General features: G+C 62.4%; 15 protein-coding genes. 9 read left to right on the top strand and 6 right to left on the bottom strand.

Annotation, left to right across the window (positions count from 1 at the left end; translation table 11 throughout):
- Nucleotides 1–77 precede the first annotated feature (77 nt).
- From ugpC to MUY21_RS13465, 8 genes are all read left to right on the top strand, one after another.
- Complete coding sequence (ugpC, locus tag MUY21_RS13500; protein ID WP_248410869.1) at nucleotides 78–1,178, top strand: sn-glycerol-3-phosphate ABC transporter ATP-binding protein UgpC; 1,101 nt, start codon at nucleotides 78–80, stop codon at nucleotides 1,176–1,178.
- Nucleotides 1,175–2,311, top strand: a complete 1,137-nt coding sequence (locus tag MUY21_RS13495; RefSeq protein ID WP_248410868.1) for a Gfo/Idh/MocA family oxidoreductase — start codon at nucleotides 1,175–1,177, stop codon at nucleotides 2,309–2,311. Before ugpC ends, MUY21_RS13495 begins: the two co-directional genes overlap by 4 nt.
- A complete protein-coding gene (locus tag MUY21_RS13490; RefSeq protein ID WP_229836576.1) occupies nucleotides 2,308–3,312 on the top strand; it encodes an SIS domain-containing protein in 1,005 nt (334 codons plus the stop codon). The genes MUY21_RS13495 and MUY21_RS13490 overlap by 4 nt, the downstream gene beginning before the upstream one ends.
- On the top strand, nucleotides 3,309–4,361 hold the full coding sequence (locus tag MUY21_RS13485) for a tagatose-bisphosphate aldolase (RefSeq protein ID WP_191285696.1): 1,053 nt from the start codon (nucleotides 3,309–3,311) through the stop codon (nucleotides 4,359–4,361). Before MUY21_RS13490 ends, MUY21_RS13485 begins: the two co-directional genes overlap by 4 nt.
- Nucleotides 4,358–5,269, top strand: a complete 912-nt coding sequence (locus MUY21_RS13480; RefSeq protein ID WP_248410867.1) for an ROK family protein — start codon at nucleotides 4,358–4,360, stop codon at nucleotides 5,267–5,269. The genes MUY21_RS13485 and MUY21_RS13480 overlap by 4 nt, the downstream gene beginning before the upstream one ends.
- On the top strand, nucleotides 5,262–6,503 hold the full coding sequence (locus MUY21_RS13475) for a class II D-tagatose-bisphosphate aldolase, non-catalytic subunit (RefSeq protein WP_248410866.1): 1,242 nt from the start codon (nucleotides 5,262–5,264) through the stop codon (nucleotides 6,501–6,503). Before MUY21_RS13480 ends, MUY21_RS13475 begins: the two co-directional genes overlap by 8 nt.
- Entirely contained in the window at nucleotides 6,503–7,639 is a 1,137-nt protein-coding gene (gene nagA, locus MUY21_RS13470; protein WP_248410865.1) for an N-acetylglucosamine-6-phosphate deacetylase, read from the top strand. The genes MUY21_RS13475 and nagA overlap by 1 nt, the downstream gene beginning before the upstream one ends.
- 145 nt (nucleotides 7,640–7,784) lie before the next feature.
- Nucleotides 7,785–8,267 carry a fasciclin domain-containing protein gene (locus tag MUY21_RS13465; RefSeq protein WP_248410864.1) on the top strand — a complete coding sequence of 161 codons (483 nt, stop codon included), beginning with the start codon at nucleotides 7,785–7,787 and terminating at the stop codon, nucleotides 8,265–8,267.
- 91 nt (nucleotides 8,268–8,358) lie between these two features.
- Here the strand turns inward: MUY21_RS13465 and MUY21_RS13460 are convergent, their stop codons facing one another.
- The gene (locus tag MUY21_RS13460) at nucleotides 8,359–8,838 is read right to left on the bottom strand and encodes a hypothetical protein (protein WP_248410863.1); all 480 of its coding nucleotides are present in this window, start codon (nucleotides 8,836–8,838) and stop codon (nucleotides 8,359–8,361) included.
- A 226-nt stretch (nucleotides 8,839–9,064) separates the two neighbouring features.
- Between MUY21_RS13460 and MUY21_RS13455 the strand changes: the two genes are divergently transcribed.
- A complete protein-coding gene (locus MUY21_RS13455) occupies nucleotides 9,065–10,948 on the top strand; it encodes an SLC13 family permease (RefSeq protein WP_248410862.1) in 1,884 nt (627 codons plus the stop codon).
- Between the two features lie 4 nt (nucleotides 10,949–10,952).
- Here the strand turns inward: MUY21_RS13455 and MUY21_RS13450 are convergent, their stop codons facing one another.
- From MUY21_RS13450 to MUY21_RS13430, 5 genes are all read right to left on the bottom strand, one after another.
- Nucleotides 10,953–11,738, bottom strand: a complete 786-nt coding sequence (locus MUY21_RS13450; protein ID WP_248410861.1) for a carnitinyl-CoA dehydratase — start codon at nucleotides 11,736–11,738, stop codon at nucleotides 10,953–10,955.
- Nucleotides 11,739–13,772 carry an acetate--CoA ligase family protein gene (locus tag MUY21_RS13445; protein WP_248410860.1) on the bottom strand — a complete coding sequence of 678 codons (2,034 nt, stop codon included), beginning with the start codon at nucleotides 13,770–13,772 and terminating at the stop codon, nucleotides 11,739–11,741.
- Nucleotides 13,773–14,034: 262 nt separating this feature from the next.
- A complete protein-coding gene (locus MUY21_RS13440; protein WP_248410859.1) occupies nucleotides 14,035–15,195 on the bottom strand; it encodes an acyl-CoA dehydrogenase family protein in 1,161 nt (386 codons plus the stop codon).
- Nucleotides 15,195–16,589, bottom strand: coding sequence for a carnitine 3-dehydrogenase (locus MUY21_RS13435; RefSeq protein WP_248410858.1), 1,395 nt, complete (start codon nucleotides 16,587–16,589; stop codon nucleotides 15,195–15,197). The genes MUY21_RS13440 and MUY21_RS13435 overlap by 1 nt, the downstream gene beginning before the upstream one ends.
- Nucleotides 16,586–17,497: a 3-keto-5-aminohexanoate cleavage protein gene (locus MUY21_RS13430; RefSeq protein ID WP_248410857.1), complete on the bottom strand. Its 912-nt coding sequence runs from the start codon at nucleotides 17,495–17,497 to the stop codon at nucleotides 16,586–16,588. The genes MUY21_RS13435 and MUY21_RS13430 overlap by 4 nt, the downstream gene beginning before the upstream one ends.
- Nucleotides 17,498–17,567 lie beyond the last annotated feature (70 nt).

Here is a 17,567-nt window from a genome sequence, read left to right as displayed (position 1 = left end):
CTCATCCTCGCTGGTTTGGGCGGCGTCCAACGTCGCCCAGGCCGCCTTCGGATCTTTGGAAAAAGGACGGTTTGACCATGGCAACGCTTGACCTGAACGCGATCAACAAATCCTTCGGCGCGGCGAAGGTGCTGCATGACATCAGTCTTGCGATCAAGGACAAGGAGTTCGTGGTGTTCGTCGGCCCCTCGGGCTGCGGCAAATCCACCTTGCTGCGCATCATCGCCGGGCTGGAAGAGGCCACATCGGGCCAGATCGTCATCGGCGGCACGGATGTCAGCACCGCCAACCCGGTGGATCGCGGTATCTCGATGGTGTTTCAGTCCTATGCGCTGTATCCGCATCTGAGCGTTTACGAGAACATCGCCTTTCCGCTGCGCGTGCAGAAGATGGACGCCGCCGAACTGGACAGCCGCGTGCAGACAGCCGCGGGCATTCTGCAACTGACCGACAAGCTGCACCTGAAACCGGGGCAATTGTCGGGTGGTCAACGCCAGCGGGTCGCCATCGGGCGGTCGATTGTACGCAATCCCAAGGTATTCCTGTTCGATGAGCCCCTGTCGAACCTCGATGCGGCTTTGCGCGGTGACATGCGCGTGGAACTGAGCCAGCTTCATCGCGAACTGGACGCCACCATGGTCTATGTAACCCACGATCAGGTCGAAGCGATGACTATGGCGGATCGCATCGTGGTTCTGAACGGCGGCCGTGTCGAACAGTTCGGCAGCCCGATGGAGCTCTATCACCACCCCGCGACGAAATTCGTGGCCTCGTTCATCGGTCAGCCCAACATGAACCTGATCCCGGCCCGCGTGGCAGGTGTGGACGGCTCCGGCGTCATGGTTGAACTTGATGGCGGCCACCGCATGGCATTGCCCGTCGCGTCAACCACAGTGAACAAGGGCGACAAGGTCGAGGTCGGCATTCGCCCCGAGCATGTCAGTATGGGCGATAGCGGTCTGGATATCTCGGTCAACGTGCTGGAGCGTCTGGGCGGCACCTCGATCACCTATGGCACCATTGGCAACGGCACACGCTTCTGCGCCGCATTGCCCGGCGACGCGCCGATCGAAGAGGGGCGCAACCTGACGCTGAGTGTGGCGCCGGAGAACTGCCATGTCTTTGATGCCAATGGCGACGTGTTGCGCCGTCAGGCCGCACCGGAGATGGTGGCATGAAAGTCGTCACTGCCGGAATTGGTCTGCGTGCAGGCCATGTCCTGTCGATCCTGAAAGAGGCGATGCCCGAGGTGGAGTTCGTTGGGTATTACGACCCGCAGCCGTCGCATCTGGAGATGATCGGCACGGACGTTCCGCGGTTTGACGATGTGGCTTTGATGCTTTCGGACACGCAGCCGGACCTGTTCTTCGTCGGCTCGCCCAATGTCTATCACCTTGAACATATCAGGCTGGGGCTGGAAGCTGGGGTGCGGATATTCACCGAGAAGCCGGTGGTGACGACGCGCGCGGACACGTTCGAACTGGCCCGGCTACTGGCCGAACATGGTACCGATCAGGTGATGGTGGGGCTGGTGTTGCGCTATTCGCAGCACATGGTCGATCTGCGCGCGGTGCTGGACCGGCTTGGCCCCATCGCCTCGCTGGAAGCGAACGAACATATCCCGCCCTATCACGGTGCGTTTTTCATGCGCGACTGGCGGCGCAAAAGCGCGCTGTCCGGTGGCTTCATGCTGGAAAAATGCTGCCACGATCTGGATATCTACAACATGGTCACCCGCTCACGGCCCATGCAGGTGGCGAGCTTTGGCGGCAAGAAGTCCTTTCTGCCGGAGTTCGCCCCCACCACCAACACCGAGACCGAGATCGCGCAGCGCAAGTCAAGCGTCTGGGAAAGCGCCCCGGACCCCTACGACTCGGATGGCGATATCATCGACTTTCAGACCGCGATCCTGCGCTATGAAAGCGGGGCGTCGATGGCGTTCCACACCAATCTGAACGCGCCCGACGATCACCGGCGGTTCTGCATCTTCGGGGCCTTGGGGATGGCCGAAGGTGACTTTGTGCGTGGCTATCTGAAGGCCACGGCGCGCGATGGGTCGGTGATTGCCGACCATGACTATACGACGATGGAACAGAAACATGCCTCGGCGCATTACGGGGCGGATCACATGATGGTCGCGGATATTGCCGATTTTCTGCGCGGCAAGACTGACAGCCTGCCCGTCGGCGTGGTCGATGCGCTTGAGGCCGGACTGGTCGCCATGGCGCTGGACGAGGCCCGGATCAATGGCGGCGTGGTCGACCTGCGCGGCACTTGGGAAGAATTTGACAGCTATGGACTACGCGCATGAGCATTGAGACGAAAACCCACGGCCATCTGATGGCCAGCGAAAGCGCCGAGGCGCTGAAGGTGTTCTGCCAAGCCGCCACGCAAACGGTGGATGCAGGCAGGCTGGCGGATGCGAAGGCGATATACACCATCGCGCGCGGATCGTCGGATGCGGCGGCCAATATCCTGTCCTACGAGCTCATGCGCGAGCTGTCTGTGCCTGTCACCTCTCTGCCGCCGTCGGTGTTTTCACTGGGAGCGGGGGTCAACATGGACGGCGCGGGCGCGCTGGTGATCAGCCAATCGGGGGCCAGCGACGATCTTGTCCGGGCCGCCAAAGGTGCGCGCAGCAATGGGGCCGACGTGGTGGCAATCACCAACCAGCCGGACAGCCCGGTCGAAGCCGCATCGGAAACCACTGTGCCCATCGGGGCAGGACCGGAACTGGCGGTGCCCGCCACCAAAACGGTGATCGGGTCGGTTGCCGCCGGGATGGCGCTGCTGGGCGGGATCAAACCTGAGTATAAACTGCGCGCCGAGGCCTCGGCAGAGGCACTCAGGGGGATCACGACCCATCATCCCCGCGCCAAAGCCTTGCAAGCGGCCCTTTTGCGGGCGCGCAATGTCTATGTGATCGGACGCGACACGGGCCACGGTGCGGCAATCGAGGTGGCGTTGAAGCTCAAGGAATGCTGCGCGCTGCATGCCGAGGACTATTCTGCCTCCGAGGTGCTGCATGGCCCGCTCCAACTGGCGACCAATCCGCTGATGGTGCTGATCCTCGATACGGGATCAGATCACATTCAGGAGAGCCTGGACAAGGCCGAGGCCCGGTTCCGCGCGGTTGGCTGCGATGTGCATCGCATCTCGCCGGCAGATATTGGCGTATCGGACCTGACGCCTGCTGCGGCGGCAGCGGTTCTGCTGGCGGTGATGTATCCGGTGATCCTGAACACCGCGCTGGCGCTGGGTCTGGATCCTGACACCCCCGAAACCCTTTCGAAAGTGACGCAAACGACATGACGACTGCTCTGGACAATTGGGCCACATGGGCCGAGATCCATCGCCAACCTGCCATCTGGTCGGCTTGGGGCAAGGCGCTGGACGTGGACGGGCTGCGCGCCTGGATCAAAAGCGTCGACCATGACGAGGTCTGGTTCTGCGGGGCTGGCACTTCGGCCTATATCGGTGACATCATCGCGGCAGGTGTGCCGGGGCTGCGGGCCGTGCCCAGCACCGATCTTGTGGCTGCGCCAAAGGCGTTCCTGAACGGCGTGAAGCCCTTGGTGGTCAGCTTTGGTCGGTCGGGCAACAGCACCGAAAGCATCGGCACGCTGGATGCGTTGGACGCGCTGGCGCCGGATGCGCCGCGGCTGCATATCACCTGCAACAAGGATGGCGCGCTGGCGACGCGCGGCGCGCAAGGGCCGATGAAAGTGATCGTGTTGCCCGAGGCCACGCATGACGCGGGCTTTGCGATGACCAGCAGCTTTTCAACCATGCTGTTGACCGCGCTGGCCCTGTTTGACGCGCCATGCAATGTACCGTCGCGGCTGGACGCGCTGGCGGGGCATTTATCCACCCTTCTGCCGCAGTTTCGCGGGATGCCGCGCCCTGAACGGGCTGTCTATGTTGGCGCTGGCCCTTTGGCCTTTGCCGCCCGCGAGGCGGCGTTGAAGGTGATGGAACTGTCCGCCGGACAAATCCCGGCGCTGTGGGACAGCACATTGGGCTTCCGCCACGGCCCGAAATCCTTTGTGAGTGACGACACCGCGATCACGGTGTTCACCAGCCCCGATGCCCCCACGCGCGACTATGATTCCGATCTGGTGGCCGAGCTGCGCGCGCAGTTCCCGCAGGCGCGGGTGATGGCGGTCGGTCCGGGTGGGGATATCGACATTCCCATGCCCTTCGGCCCCACCTGGGCGGCGCCGCTATGCGTCGCACTGGCGCAGGTGACGGGCGTGGAATGGGCGGGCGCGCTGGGGTTGAACGTGGATGATCCGTTTTCGGGTCAGGGGACGCTCAGCCGCGTGGTGTCGGGCGTGAAGCTCTATCCGGTGGCGTCATGATCGCGACCGGCATTGATCTGGGCGGCACCAAGATCGAGGTGCAGCTGTTCGGCGATGACTGGGCGGTGGCCCATCGCCATCGGGTGCCGACGCCCTCTGATTATGGTGATCTGGTCACGTCCATTGCCGAGCAGATCCGTTGGGCGGATGAGATTGCGGGCCGGTACGTTCCCGTCGGCGTGGGGGCTGCCGGGCTTTTGCACCCTGTGACCGGTCTTGCGCTGACCGCAAACCTTCCCGCATCTGGCAAGCCGTTTCAGCGTGACATCGAGGCCGCGATCGGACGCCCAATCACCTATGTCAATGACTGCCGCGCCATGGCGTTGTCCGAGGCGGTGTTTGGCGTCGGGCAGGGGCGGCGCACGGTCGTTGCGCTGATCCTTGGCACCGGCATCGGGGGCGGCATCGCCGTGGACGGCACCATCCTGCAAGGCCCGACCATGACCGGGGGTGAGTTCGGCCATACCGCAGCGCCCGCGCATCTTGTTGCCAAATACAACCTGCCGGTCGTGACCTGTGGGTGCGGTCGTCCCGGCTGCACCGAGACATACATTGCCGGACCGGGGATGAGCCGACTGGCCAAGGCCCTGACCGGCGAACACATCGACCCGCCCCAGATCGCCGCACGCCGCACAGGCGACATGGCGCAGGTCTGGACGGTCTGGTGCGAAATGGCCGCCGAGCTTTTGCACACGCTGACGATGATGGTCGATCCCGATCTGATCGTTCTGGGCGGCGGGTTGAGCCAGATTGACGGCGTGGTCGATGACCTGACCGCCGCTGCCGAGCGGGCACAGATCGGTGATTTCGGCACCGCCAAACTGGTTCTGGCGCAGGGTGGCGACACCAGCGGTGCCCGTGGGGCGGCCTATGCCGCATGGCAAGCGGAGGGGGCGCATAATGGCTGATGCGCTGCGTGATATAATCGCCCGCAACAGGGCGGGCCAGCGGGCCGCCATTCCGTCCGTGTGTTCGGCGCAACCCGATGTGCTGCGCGCGTCACTCATGCGGGCGCAGGCCCTGGATCGCCCCGTGGTGATCGAGGCGACGAGCAATCAGGTCAATCAGGATGGCGGCTATACCGGGATCACCCCCGACGGGTTCATCGGATATGTTCAAGACATCGCCGACAAGGCCGGTGTGGATCGCGACCGGATCATCTTCGGTGGTGATCATCTTGGCCCACAGGCGTGGCGGTCGATGCCCGCCGACGCCGCGATGGAGAAAGCGCGCGTTCTGGTGCGCGACTACGTCAAAGCCGGGTTTCGCAAGATCCATCTGGATTGTTCTGAAGGGTGTGCTGGCGAGGCTGCGCAGTTGGGCGACGCAGAGGCCGCCGCCCGCTCCGCCGATCTGGCGCGGGTCTGTGTCGCGGCGTGCGACAGCGACACCACCGGGCTGCTTTTTGTCGTTGGCACCGAGGTGCCCCCACCGGGTGGCGCGCGGATGGACGAGGATGGTGATATTCCCCCCACCGACCCGGTTGCCGCCAAGGCCACGCTGGCCGCGCATGGCGACAGTTTCGGAGATATGGCGTCGATGATCGGCGGTTTGGTCGTGCAGCCCGGTGTCGAATTCAGCCCCACCGCCGTGCATCACATGCCGCTGGACCGTGATCCGGGCCTTCTGGCCGCGCTGAACGGCTGGCCGGGTGTCTGTCTGGAGGCGCATTCGACCGACTATCAACACCCCTCTGTCTTTCCGCGACTGGCCGAGCTTGGCTTTGCCTTCCAGAAAATCGGCCCCGCACTGACCTTTGCGTATCGTCAGGCACTTTATGCGCTGGACCAGATCAGCACGTCGCCCGGTGCGCTTCAGGTGGTGATGGAGCGGGTGATGACCGAAAACCCCGCCTACTGGCAGGGGCATTATCACGGGAATGCCGACGCGCTGTCGCACCAGCGCCATTTCGGGCTGGCCGACCGCATCCGGTACTATTGGCCCGATCCGTCGGCGCAGGCGGCGGTGGCGGCGTTGCGCGGCGGGTTTGACGGGCCGATTACGGACGCGAAGCTGCGCGAGGTGTTCAGTGAAGATGTGCTGACACGCGCCGAACAGCTGACAGGCGACCACGTGCAGCGACTGATCGACGCGCAGATACAACTTGCGCTCGATCCCTATTTCTTTGATGAGGCGGCATGATGGAGCATTGGATCACACCCGACCGCCTGTTTGATGGCCGCGACCTGCACAGCGGAGTATCCGTGTTGATCCGTGATGGCCGGGTTGTGGATTTGGCCGATGCTCGCAAGGATGCCGCCCGTGTGCCCGGCCTCTTGACCCCCGGCTTCGTGGATCTGCAGGTCAATGGCGGGGGGGGCGTGCAGTTGAATTCGACCCCGACGCCCGAGGGGATGCAGATCATCGCCGATGCGCATCGGCGCTTTGGCACCGTCGCGCTTCTGCCCACGGTGATCACCGACCTGCCCGAAGTTCTGGACAGCGCAGCCGACGCGGCGATCGCGGCCAAAGGACAGCGGGGCATTGTCGGGCTTCATGTCGAAGGGCCGCATATCGCCTTGGCGCGTCGCGGCACCCATTCGCCCGATCTGGTGCGTCCGCTGGATGCGCGCACGATGGACACGGTGCGCCGTTTGCGCGGTGCGGATGTGTCCGTGATGATCACGCTGGCCCCCGAAGCGGCCACAGCCGACCAGATTGCCCAGCTTGTCAGGATGGGCACGGTTGTCTCGCTGGGTCATACGGACGCGACGGCCGACATGATGAGGGCCGCCTTCAAGGCCGGGGCAAGTTGTGCCACCCACCTGTTCAACGCCATGTCGCCGATGGTGGGGCGTGCGCCCGGAGCGGTGGGGGCCGTGATCAACTCGACCCATTACAGTGGGATCATTTGCGACGGTCATCACGTGGCGGATGAAATGGTAGGGCTCGCCATCCGTGCCCGCCCGGTGCCAGACCGCATGTTTCTGGTGTCTGACGCCATGGCGACCGTCGGGGGGCCGGAACATTTCAACCTCTATGGGCAACACATTGCTTTGAAAGAGGGCCGCTTGATCAATGCCGAAGGCAGTCTGGCCGGCGCGCATGTCACGCAAGCCGAGGGTGTCAAACGGTTGGTGGATCGCACCGGCACGTCATTGACGCAGGCGTTGCGGATGGCGACCTCGGTCCCGGCCGATTGCATCGGTCAGCCTGACATCGGGCGGCTTGTGGGACGGCCCGTCGAAGATGTGATCCTGCTGGATGATGACCTGTATCTGACCGGCGATCTTGCGGCAGTTCTTGGCGATCTGAAGCATGTGACCGCTGCTGGCTGACCGCGTCTGAATGCGAAACATTCCCGTGAAAATCTTGGGTTTGGACGCCTTTCAGAAAAAATAATTCAGCGCAGAGTGATCCACCTCGCGCCCCCTTCCGTATCCTCGATACAACTTCCAACTGGGATACAGAAAAGGAAATAACATGCTTCGCAGAACCTTTCTTTCGATCACCACCGCCGCGCTTCTGGCCACCCCGGCCATGGCCGACAACCACTCCATGGACATCGTTGACACCGCAGTCGGTGCCGGTAGCTTCACCACGCTGGTCGCTGCGGTTGAGGCCGCAGGCTTGGTCGACACCCTGAAAGGCGAAGGTCCGTTCACCGTATTCGCCCCAACGGACGACGCCTTCGCAGCTTTGCCCGAAGGCACGGTCGAAACGTTGCTTATGCCTGAAAACAAGGATCAGCTGACCGCGATCCTCACGTACCACGTGGTGCCCGGCAAAGTCATGTCCGGTGACATCGCAGGCAAGAGCATGGATGTCGAAACCGTGAATGGTGCCAAGGCCATGGTCGATGCAACCGACGGTGTGAAGATCGACGGCGCAAGCGTCGTTCAGGCAGACATCGAGGCCTCGAACGGCGTGATCCACGTGATCGACGCGGTGATCATGCCCAAGTAAGCGAACCTTCTCGCGGAACGAAACCCGGCAGCTGGGACATGCTGCCGGGTTTCTCTTTTTATCAATTGGTCAATGAAAAGACTTTGATGGGTTAATGAAAATCCGTGGCGTAGTCGGGAGCAAACTCCGGCCGGTCCTGCAGTTCGGCCTGCGCGATGTTGGTCAGCACGACGACTTCACCCACAGTCGGGTCGATCACTGAAAACTCCGATGCCTGGGCGGCGACGCGCTTGACTTTGACGCCATCCGCCTGCGGCACGGTCAGGACCATACCGCGAACGTCGCCCTCGGCGCTGACCATCAATTCGGCCACGTGCCCGGCGAAATTGCGTGCCGTGTCATAAACCGGGGCACCCAGGATCGGGTTGAGGTCGTGTTCATAGATGTTCAATTGACCCGCGCCCCGACCCACAAGATCCGGGTCAAAGGCGGCAGGCAGGGCAAGTTCAGGGCGCAGGCCCGGATTTGCCCCCGTATCTGGCAAGCTCTGCAAGGCCATTGCCGACAGGGCCGAGGCGGCGGTGATCGCAAAGGCGATCGGGACCAATTTTGTAGTTCGTTTCTGTTTCATGGGGGGTCAACGCGGCCCCTGACAAAAAGTTCCCGGATCGAAACGACACCGATCCGCAGGCGCGTGCGCGACTGCGCGGGGCGCGCAGCGCGATGAGCCATGGCCTGACCCACGCACATCTTGCGTTGAAGTCCTTAGAATTTGATTTCAGGCGGACGTTCCCCCTAAGTTAAGATATGGGTGATGATCACGGCGCAAGGATCGTGGCACACCATGGGGGGACAGCATGGAAACATTGGCCTTTTCGCTTGAGATGGGTGTCGTCTGCGCAATGCTGGCCTTCACCGTTTTCCTGTTCGTGACCGAAGTCGTACGGATCGATCTGGCCGCCATCCTGATCCTCGTGATCCTGGGTATCCTGAGCTATATCCCCGCCATGTCCAATCTGGCCGAGGTCAGTCACCTGTTTGACGGGTTTGCCTCGAACGCTGTGATCTCGATCATCGCAGTGATGATTGTGGGGGCGGGGCTGGACAAGACCGGGTTGATGAACAAGGTCGCCGCCACGATCATGAAGCGCGGCGGCGCGACCGAGGCGCGCATTCAGCCCATCGTCGCGGCCACCGTGGGCGTGATTTCCAGCTTCATGCAGAATGTGGGCGCGGCGGCGTTGTTTTTGCCGGTGATCAGCCGCATCTCGACCCGCTCGGGCATTCCGCTAAACCGACTGGCGATGCCGATGGGCTTCTGCGCGATCCTTGGCGGCACCATGACGATGGTCGGCTCGTCCCCCCTGATCCTGCTGAACGATCTGATCGAGACCGCGAACACCAGCTTGCCTGACGCGCAGCAAATTCCGGCCTTTGGGCTTTTTTCTGTCACCCCCATCGGCGCGGTTCTGATCCTGAGCGGTATTCTCTATTTCCTGCTTCTGGGGCGCTGGGTGCTGCCCGAGCAGGCCTCTGCCGACCGGGCGTCCGTGGGGCAGGGTATGTCGGCCTATCTGAAACGGGTCTATGGCATCAAAGCCAATGTGTACGAGGTTGACGTGCCTGCCAACAGCCCGCTGGTCGGGCAGATCCTTGCGGATGTGAACCTTGAAAACAACCTATACATCATCTCGACCTTCTATCGCGGCAAAACCTCGATGGTGCAGGTGCTGACGGCCGAGATCGCCGCCCCGTGCCGGTTGGCGATCATCGGGAAAAAGTCGGTGGTCGAGACATTCGCCAAAAGATACGGTCTGTCGATCTTTCCGGAACTCGATGTGTTCGCAGAAGAGTTTGCCCCCACCAATGCAGGCATCGCCGAGATCGTCATCCCCCCCGAAAGCAAGCTGATCGGCAAATCCCCGCGTGAACTTTTGCTGCGCAAGACCTATGGCCTGTCGCTTTTGGCAATTCACCGGGGCGAGGAAACGCTGAGCCATGTGGAAACCGAAGATCACAAGCCCACCGCCATCGGACTGGTGAAGTTTCAGGTGGGTGACATGCTGGTGGCCCATACCCGCTGGGATAACCTGACCCGATTGAAGGAAAACCGGGATTTCGTCATCATCACATCGGACTTCCCGCAAGAGGAGCTGCGCCCCCACAAGGTCGGCTGGGCACTTCTGTTCTTCGCCATCTCGATCTCGATGATCCTGTTCACCGACATTCGCCTGTCTCTTTGTCTGTTGACCGGCGCGGTCGGGATGCTGCTGGCGCGCGTGATCTCGATCGACGAGGCCTATCAGGCGGTCGGCTGGAACACGGTCTTCCTTCTGGCAAGCCTTATTCCACTGGGGCAGGCGGTGCAGAACACGGGCACGGCGGAATGGATCGCCCAGCAGATCCTGACGCTTCTTGACGGCTGGCCGCTTTGGTCTTTGCAGACCGGGATTGCGGTTCTGTCCACCGCGTTTTCGCTGGTCATGTCGAATGTCGGGGCGACGGTGCTTTTAGTGCCGCTGGCGGTGTCCATAGCGGTCGCCGCCGGGGGGGACCCGGCGCTGTTTGCCCTGACGGTGGCGATCTCCACGTCAAATTCCTTCATCATCCCGACCCATCAGGTAAACGCGCTGATCATGGGACCTGCGGGCTACAAGGTGAAAGACTTCGTCAAAAGCGGCGGCGTGATGACGGTGATCTTTCTGATCGTGTCACTGGTCATGTTGAACGTGGTGTTCTGAGCCGTCACTTGCCCTTCCAGATCGGATCGCGTTTTTCGGCGAAAGCGCGGGCGCCTTCCAGCTGATCCTCGGACCGATAGAGCTTTTCGACCGTTTCAAACTGGCTCTTTGTGATCCGGTTCATTGCGTCCTGGAATTTCATGTCCTCAGCCTCGCGCACGATCTCCTTGATTGCCGCATTGACGAGCGGTGGGCCAGACGCGATAAGCGCGGCCATCCTGCGTGCCTCGGCCATCAGGTCGGCGGCCGGATGGATGTGATTGATCAAGCCCCAGCGTGCGGCCTCGTCCGCGTCCAGCCAGCGACCGGTGAACAGCATCTCCATCGCGATGTGATAGGGGATGCGTTTGGGCAGCTTGATGCTGGCGGCATCGGCCACGGTGCCGGAACGGATTTCAGGCAGGGCAAAGCTGGCGTGATCAGCGGCCAGAATGATGTCGGCAGACAGGGCAAGCTCTAGCCCGCCGCCGCAGCAGATGCCGTTCACGGCACCAATCACCGGCTTGTTCAACCCGCGCAGCTCCTGCAAGCCGCCAAACCCGCCCAGCCCGTAATCACCGTCAACCGCGTCACCATCTGCCGCCGCTTTCAAATCCCATCCGGGGCAAAAGAACTTGTCGCCCGCGCCGGTGATGATCGCCACGCGCAGGTCGGGGTCATCGCGAAAATCGGTGAACACCTCGCCCATGATGCGGCTGGTGGCAAGGTCGATGGCATTGGCCTTGGGGCGATCCAGCGTGACCTCAAGCACATGGCCGTCGCGGTGGGTCTTGATGGGGGTATCGGTCATTCAACTGTCTCCTTCAATCCGGATCAGGGCGTCCGCCGCCACAGCACGGTCGGCGGTCACGATCAGGGGGTTAATCTCGATCTCATGCGCGGGTGATGCCATGACAAAAGCCTGAACGGCCATCACGGTGTCAAGCACAGCCTCCAGCGCGGCGGGCGCGGTCCCGCGATAGCCCATTAGCAGCGGGGCGATCTTCAGCCGCATCAGGGCGTCGCGAACCTCGGCCCGGGTTGCGGGCACCAGAAGCGACTGGCTGTCCTGCAAAAGCTCGGTCAGGACACCTCCCGCCGCGACGGTCAGCACAAACCCATGCGCCGGGTCGCGGGTGACACCGATCAACAGCTCGGCAATGGCGTCGGTTATCATTTCCTCAACCAGAAAACCGTCGCAGGTCATCGACGCGGCGGCGGCGCGCACTGCATCGCCGTCCGCCAGGTTCAGTTTAACCGCGCCTGCTTCGGTCTTGTGTGCCAGCCCTTCGCCCTTCAAAACGACCGGAAAGCCGATATCGCGGGCCAGACGGGCAATCTTGTCGGGGCTGTCGGCACGATGGGCGCGCGGAATGGTCGCGCCATGATGGGCAAGAGCCACCTTGGCCTGTGCCTCGTTCAGCGTTTCGGTGCCCTGCGGTTCGGCCAGAAACACTGGTTCGGGCCGGGTGTGCGGACGGCCAAGGGCAGCGGCGACCTCGATCGCGTCCATCGCATGGTCAAGACCGCACAAGGGCACGATTCCGGCCTCGACCAAATGCCGGGCCACCGGCTCGGGCATGTTCTCGGACAACGTGGCAACGATGCCCATCGGCACCCCGCTTGCTGCGTGGGCGTGTTTGACGGTGTCGATCACCACATCCCAATCCGCCGCCGAGCAGCGATCGCCACGCGGAAAGTCCAGCACCACAAACCCAAATCCCAGGTCCGGGGCCATCATGGCGGTGAATGTCTCGGCCATGGCAGGGGCATCGCCCCAGATATAGGTGTGGTAATCCAAAGGGTTGGCCAGCGCGACCATCGGCCCCAAGGCGGTGCGCAAGCGGGCGGCGCGGGCGGTGTCCAGCGGTGGAAAGCAGATGTCTTTTCCGTGGGCCGCATCTGCGACAAGGCTCGCCTCGCCCCCCGAGCAGGACATCGCGGCCACACGACTTGATGCAAGCGGCCCGGCTACATGGACGAGCTTCAATGCCTCAAGAAAGGCGGGCAGAGATGTGACCTGCCCAATGCCAAGGCGGGAAAACAGGGCCCGCGCGCCCGCGTCACTTCCCGCAAGCGATGCCGTGTGCGAAATCGTTGCCGCCCGCGCGTGATCGGACTGCCCGACCTTCAGCGCGATAATCGGTTTGCCCAGCTTGCGTGCCCCTGCGGCCAGATCCTCCAGCGCGCGGATGTCGCCGACCCCTTCGATATGCAAACCAAGCGCGGTGACCCGAGGGTCATCCAGCAGGGCCGCACCGATCTGTGCCAACCCGACCTGCGCCTGATTGCCCGCCGTGACCACATAGGCCACGGGCAATCCACGCGTTTGCATGGTTAGATTGATCGCGATGTTCGAGCTTTGGGTGATCAGCGCCACACCGCTTTGGCAGGGGATGCCGCCATGCTGATCCGGCCACAGGGCCACACCTTCAAGGTAATTCAGAAACCCATAGCAATTGGGACCAAGGATCGGCATATCGCCTGCCGCGCCCAGCAAATCCGCCGCAAGCGACGCCCCTGCGGCACATTCGCTGCTGGCTTCGGCAAAGCCCGATGCGAAACAGACCGCACCACCTGCTGCACGACCACGCAGCGCGCGGACCACCTCGATCGTCGCGTGCCGATTGACGCCGATGAAACAGGCATCAGGTGCGCCTGGTAAAGCATCGACAGACGGGTAAGCACGCAGATTGGCCAGCGCATCGTGGTTGGGATGGACCGGCCAGATATCACCGGCGAAACCCATCTTGTGGCACTGTTCGATCACGTTCGCACACCACGCGCCGCCGCCAATGACGGCAATCGACCTGGGCCGCAGCAGACGTGAGAGATCAGGTTGCATGATCGCACCCACGGGCGAATGGGTGGATGGTGCGGGGGAGCTGCCCCCCTTGGCCGTTGGCCAATTCCCCCCGGGATATTTCTGGCCAGAAGAAGCAACGATTTATTAACCTTGTCCGTGCAAAAGGAACGAGCGGTACAGGCGGGGACGCCGATGACCGCGCCAGGAGAAGCACAATCAGGTGTTTCAACGCGCGGGGGGATCTGATGGGTCCTCCTGCGTTTCTTCTGGCTTCAAATATCCTCGCCGAAGGCATTGAATCTCATGCTCCCAGGGGGCGAAACAGGTCGCGGCTGATGATGTGGCGCTGGATTTCGGATGTGCCGTCCCAGATGCGTTCGACGCGGGCGTCGCGCCAGAAACGTTCGATTGGGAAGTCGTTCATCAGGCCCATGCCACCGAAGATTTGCAGCGTGGTATCCGTCACGCGGGCCAGCATTTCGGAGGCGTAGAGCTTGGCAGAGGCGATTTCGCGGTTGGCGGGCAGGTTCTGGTCCAGCCGCCACGCGCCAGCCAGCGTCAGCCAGTCTGCCGCGTCGATTTCGGTGATCATGTCGGCGACCTGAAAGCTGACGCCTTGGAACTTGGCGATGGGTTGGCCGAATTGCTTGCGTTCGGCAGCATAGTTCAGCGCCATATCAAAGCAGCGCCGCGCGCGCCCAACGCAGAAGGCCGCCACTGTCAGGCGGGTGGCATAAAGCCATTCATTCATCACCGCAAAGCCGCCATCAACCTCGCCCAGCACTTGGGCGTCGGGCAGGCGGCAATTGTCGAAATCAAGGATGCAATTCTTGTAACCTTTATGGCTAACCGAGGCATAGCCGTCGCGCACCTCAAACCCCGGCGTGCCGCGGTCGACAAGGAAACAGGTGATGCGCTTCTTCGGTCCGCGCGGGGTGTCATCAACACCTGTTGCTACGAAAACAATAAAGAAATCAGCATGTTCAGCGCCAGAGATGAAGTGTTTCGATCCGTTCAGCACCCAATCGCCGCCATCCCGCACAGCCGAGCATTTCATGCCCCGCACGTCTGATCCGGCGTCCGGTTCGGTCATCGCCAGCGCGTCCATCCTTTCGCCCCGCACGGCGGGCAGAAGGTATCGCTCGCGCTGATCGCCTGTGCAGGCCATCAGGATGTTCTGGGGTCGTCCGAAGAAATGCGTCAGCGCCATCGACCCACGTCCAAGCTCGCGTTCGACAAGGGTGAAATCGAGGTGGCTCAGCCCCGCGCCGCCCACCTCTTCGGGAAAGTTGCAGGCATAGAAGCCAAGGTCGATAACCTTCTGCTTGATCTCTTGCCCCAACTCGTGGGGCACCTGGCCGGTGCGTTCGACCAGATCTTCGTGGGGATAGATCTCTTTCTCGACAAAGCTGCGCACCGTCGAGACGATCATGTCCTGTTCTTCTGACAATCCGAAATGCATCAGGTTGTTCCTCTCGCGTGCAGGGCCGCCAGTGTTTCAACGCGGGCTTCCACATCGGCGCGGGGTGGGCAGGATTTGCGGGTGGTCAGGTCCACATGCAGAAGGAACTGGTCGCAGGTGGCCAGAAGACTGTCGTCAGCCGTACGGCGCATCTCGTGCCACAGGCGCAGCTTCTTGCCCTCGCCAAGCGTCACAGTGCTGTCGACGTAAACCGCTTCGCCCGCGTGGCATTCATCCATATACTTGATGTGGGTCTCGGCGGTAAAATAACTCAGTCCCGAGGCGATGTAATCTGCATCCGCGCCCACGTGGGCCATCACGCGGTCCGCAGCGTCCGAAAACACCTGTCCATAACGCCCTTCGTTCATGTGGCCGTTGTAATCGGTCCAGTCGATGGGCACGTCACGGGTGACCGTGCGCAGGGGGGCGGTGTCGTCCAGCGGGGGCCACAGGTCCGTTTCGTGGTCGCGGATCACGCGGCCCGCACCAGACCCCGGACCGCGCGCCTTCAAGGCGCGCAGGATCGACACGAGGTTGTCATCGCGCAGACGTTCCAACTCGCGGATCGACATATGGCCGGATTGCGCATCGGATTGGTCCGCGATCAGGTCGACCAGTTCATCGGTGAACTCCGGCACGTCCATCAGTTTGGTCCACGGCCAGCTGAGGCAGGGGCCGAACTGCGCCATGAAGTGCTTCATGCCCGCTTCGCCACCCGCAACGCGGTAGGTTTCAAACAGGCCCATCTGCGCCCAGCGAAGGCCGAATCCCATGCGGATTGCCTCGTCGATTTCCTCGGTAGTGGCGATGCCGTCCTTGACCAGCCAGAGCGCCTCGCGCCAGACAGCTTCAAGAAAGCGGTCGGCGATATGGGCGTCGATTTCCTTGCGGACCTTCAGGGGGAACATTCCGATGTCGCTGAGGATGTCAGATGCACGGTTGCAGATCTCTGCGTCGCCGACCAGTTCGATCAAGGGCAGAAGATAGACCGGGTTGAACGGATGCGCGACAATCGCACGCGCGCCTTTTTCGTTCAGTTCCGAGGGTTTGAAGCCTGATGTTGACGATCCGATGATTGCGGTGCCGGGCGCGTGTTGCATCAGATCGGCGAGCACTTTGTGCTTCAACTCCAGCCGCTCCGGCACACTTTCCTGCACCCAGTCGGCACCCGAAACTGCTTGGGCTAGATCACTGTGATAGGTCAGCTTGCCTTCCGGCGGAAGCGCGGTGTCGTAAAGCCCCGGCAGGGCGCGGCGGGCGTTCATCAGAACTTCGCTGATCTTGCGTTCGGCCTCGGGGTCGGGGTCGAACACGGCCACGTCCCATCCGTTCAGCAAAAACCGCGCGGCCCAGCCGCCACCGATGACGCCGCCGCCAATGATGGCCGCCTTCATTTGGGTGCCCTTTTTACAAGGCCAAGTTTCTTGCGCACCTCGTCCGGGCCAATCAAGCGGGCACCCATGCCCTCAATGATGCCGCGCGCACGGGTAACAAGCTGTTCGTTGGTCGCAAGCTCGCCCTTGCCCAGCCACAGGTTATCCTCAAGCCCCACGCGCACGTTGCCGCCCGCCAGCACGGCGGCGGCGGCATAGGCCATCTGGTTGCGCCCCAGCGAAAAGGCCGAGAACGTCCAGTCGTCCGGCACATTGTTCACCATCGCCATGAAAGTGTTCAGATCGTCGGGCGCCCCCCACGGCACGCCCATGCAAAGTTGCACAAGGGCAGGGGCGTCCAACACGCCTTCTTTCACCAACTCCTTGGCGAACCACAGATGGCCGGTGTCGAAGGCCTCGATCTCGGGTTTCACGCCAAGGTCGGTCATCATCTGCCCCATGGCGCGCAACATGCCGGGGGTGTTGGTCATGACATAATCGGCCTCGGCGAAGTTCATGGTGCCGCAATCCAGCGTGCAGATTTCGGGCAGGCATTCGGCCACATGGGCCACGCGTTCGGCCGCGCCGATCATGTCGGTGCCCGCATCGTTCACCGGCAGGGGCGCGTCTGTGGGGCCGAAGGTGATGTCGCCGCCCATGCCGGCAGTCAGGTTCAGGACCACGTCCACGTCGGCATCGCGGATGCGGTCCGTGACTTCACGATAGAGCTTCAGATCGCGCGAAGGCGTCCCCGTCTCGGGGTCGCGCACATGGCAATGCACGATGGCAGCACCCGCTTTCGCAGCAGCAATCGCGCTGTCGGCGATCTGCTTGGGGCTGCGCGGCACATGGGGGGACCGATCCTGCGTGCTGCCTGACCCCGTCACGGCGCAGGTGATGAAAACGTCGGTGTTCATGGAGAGCGGCATGGTGTCCTCGGCATCTGGTTCACGTGTTCATTTATGATGTCCGGGATTGACGGGAGTGCTATGCAGAATT

The organism is Aliiroseovarius sp. S2029 (assembly GCF_023195575.1).
Classification (GTDB): Bacteria; Pseudomonadota; Alphaproteobacteria; order Rhodobacterales; family Rhodobacteraceae; genus Aliiroseovarius; species Aliiroseovarius zhejiangensis.
The sequence above is the reverse complement of the archived record's forward strand: the minus strand, read 5'-3'. Positions and strand labels throughout refer to the sequence as shown.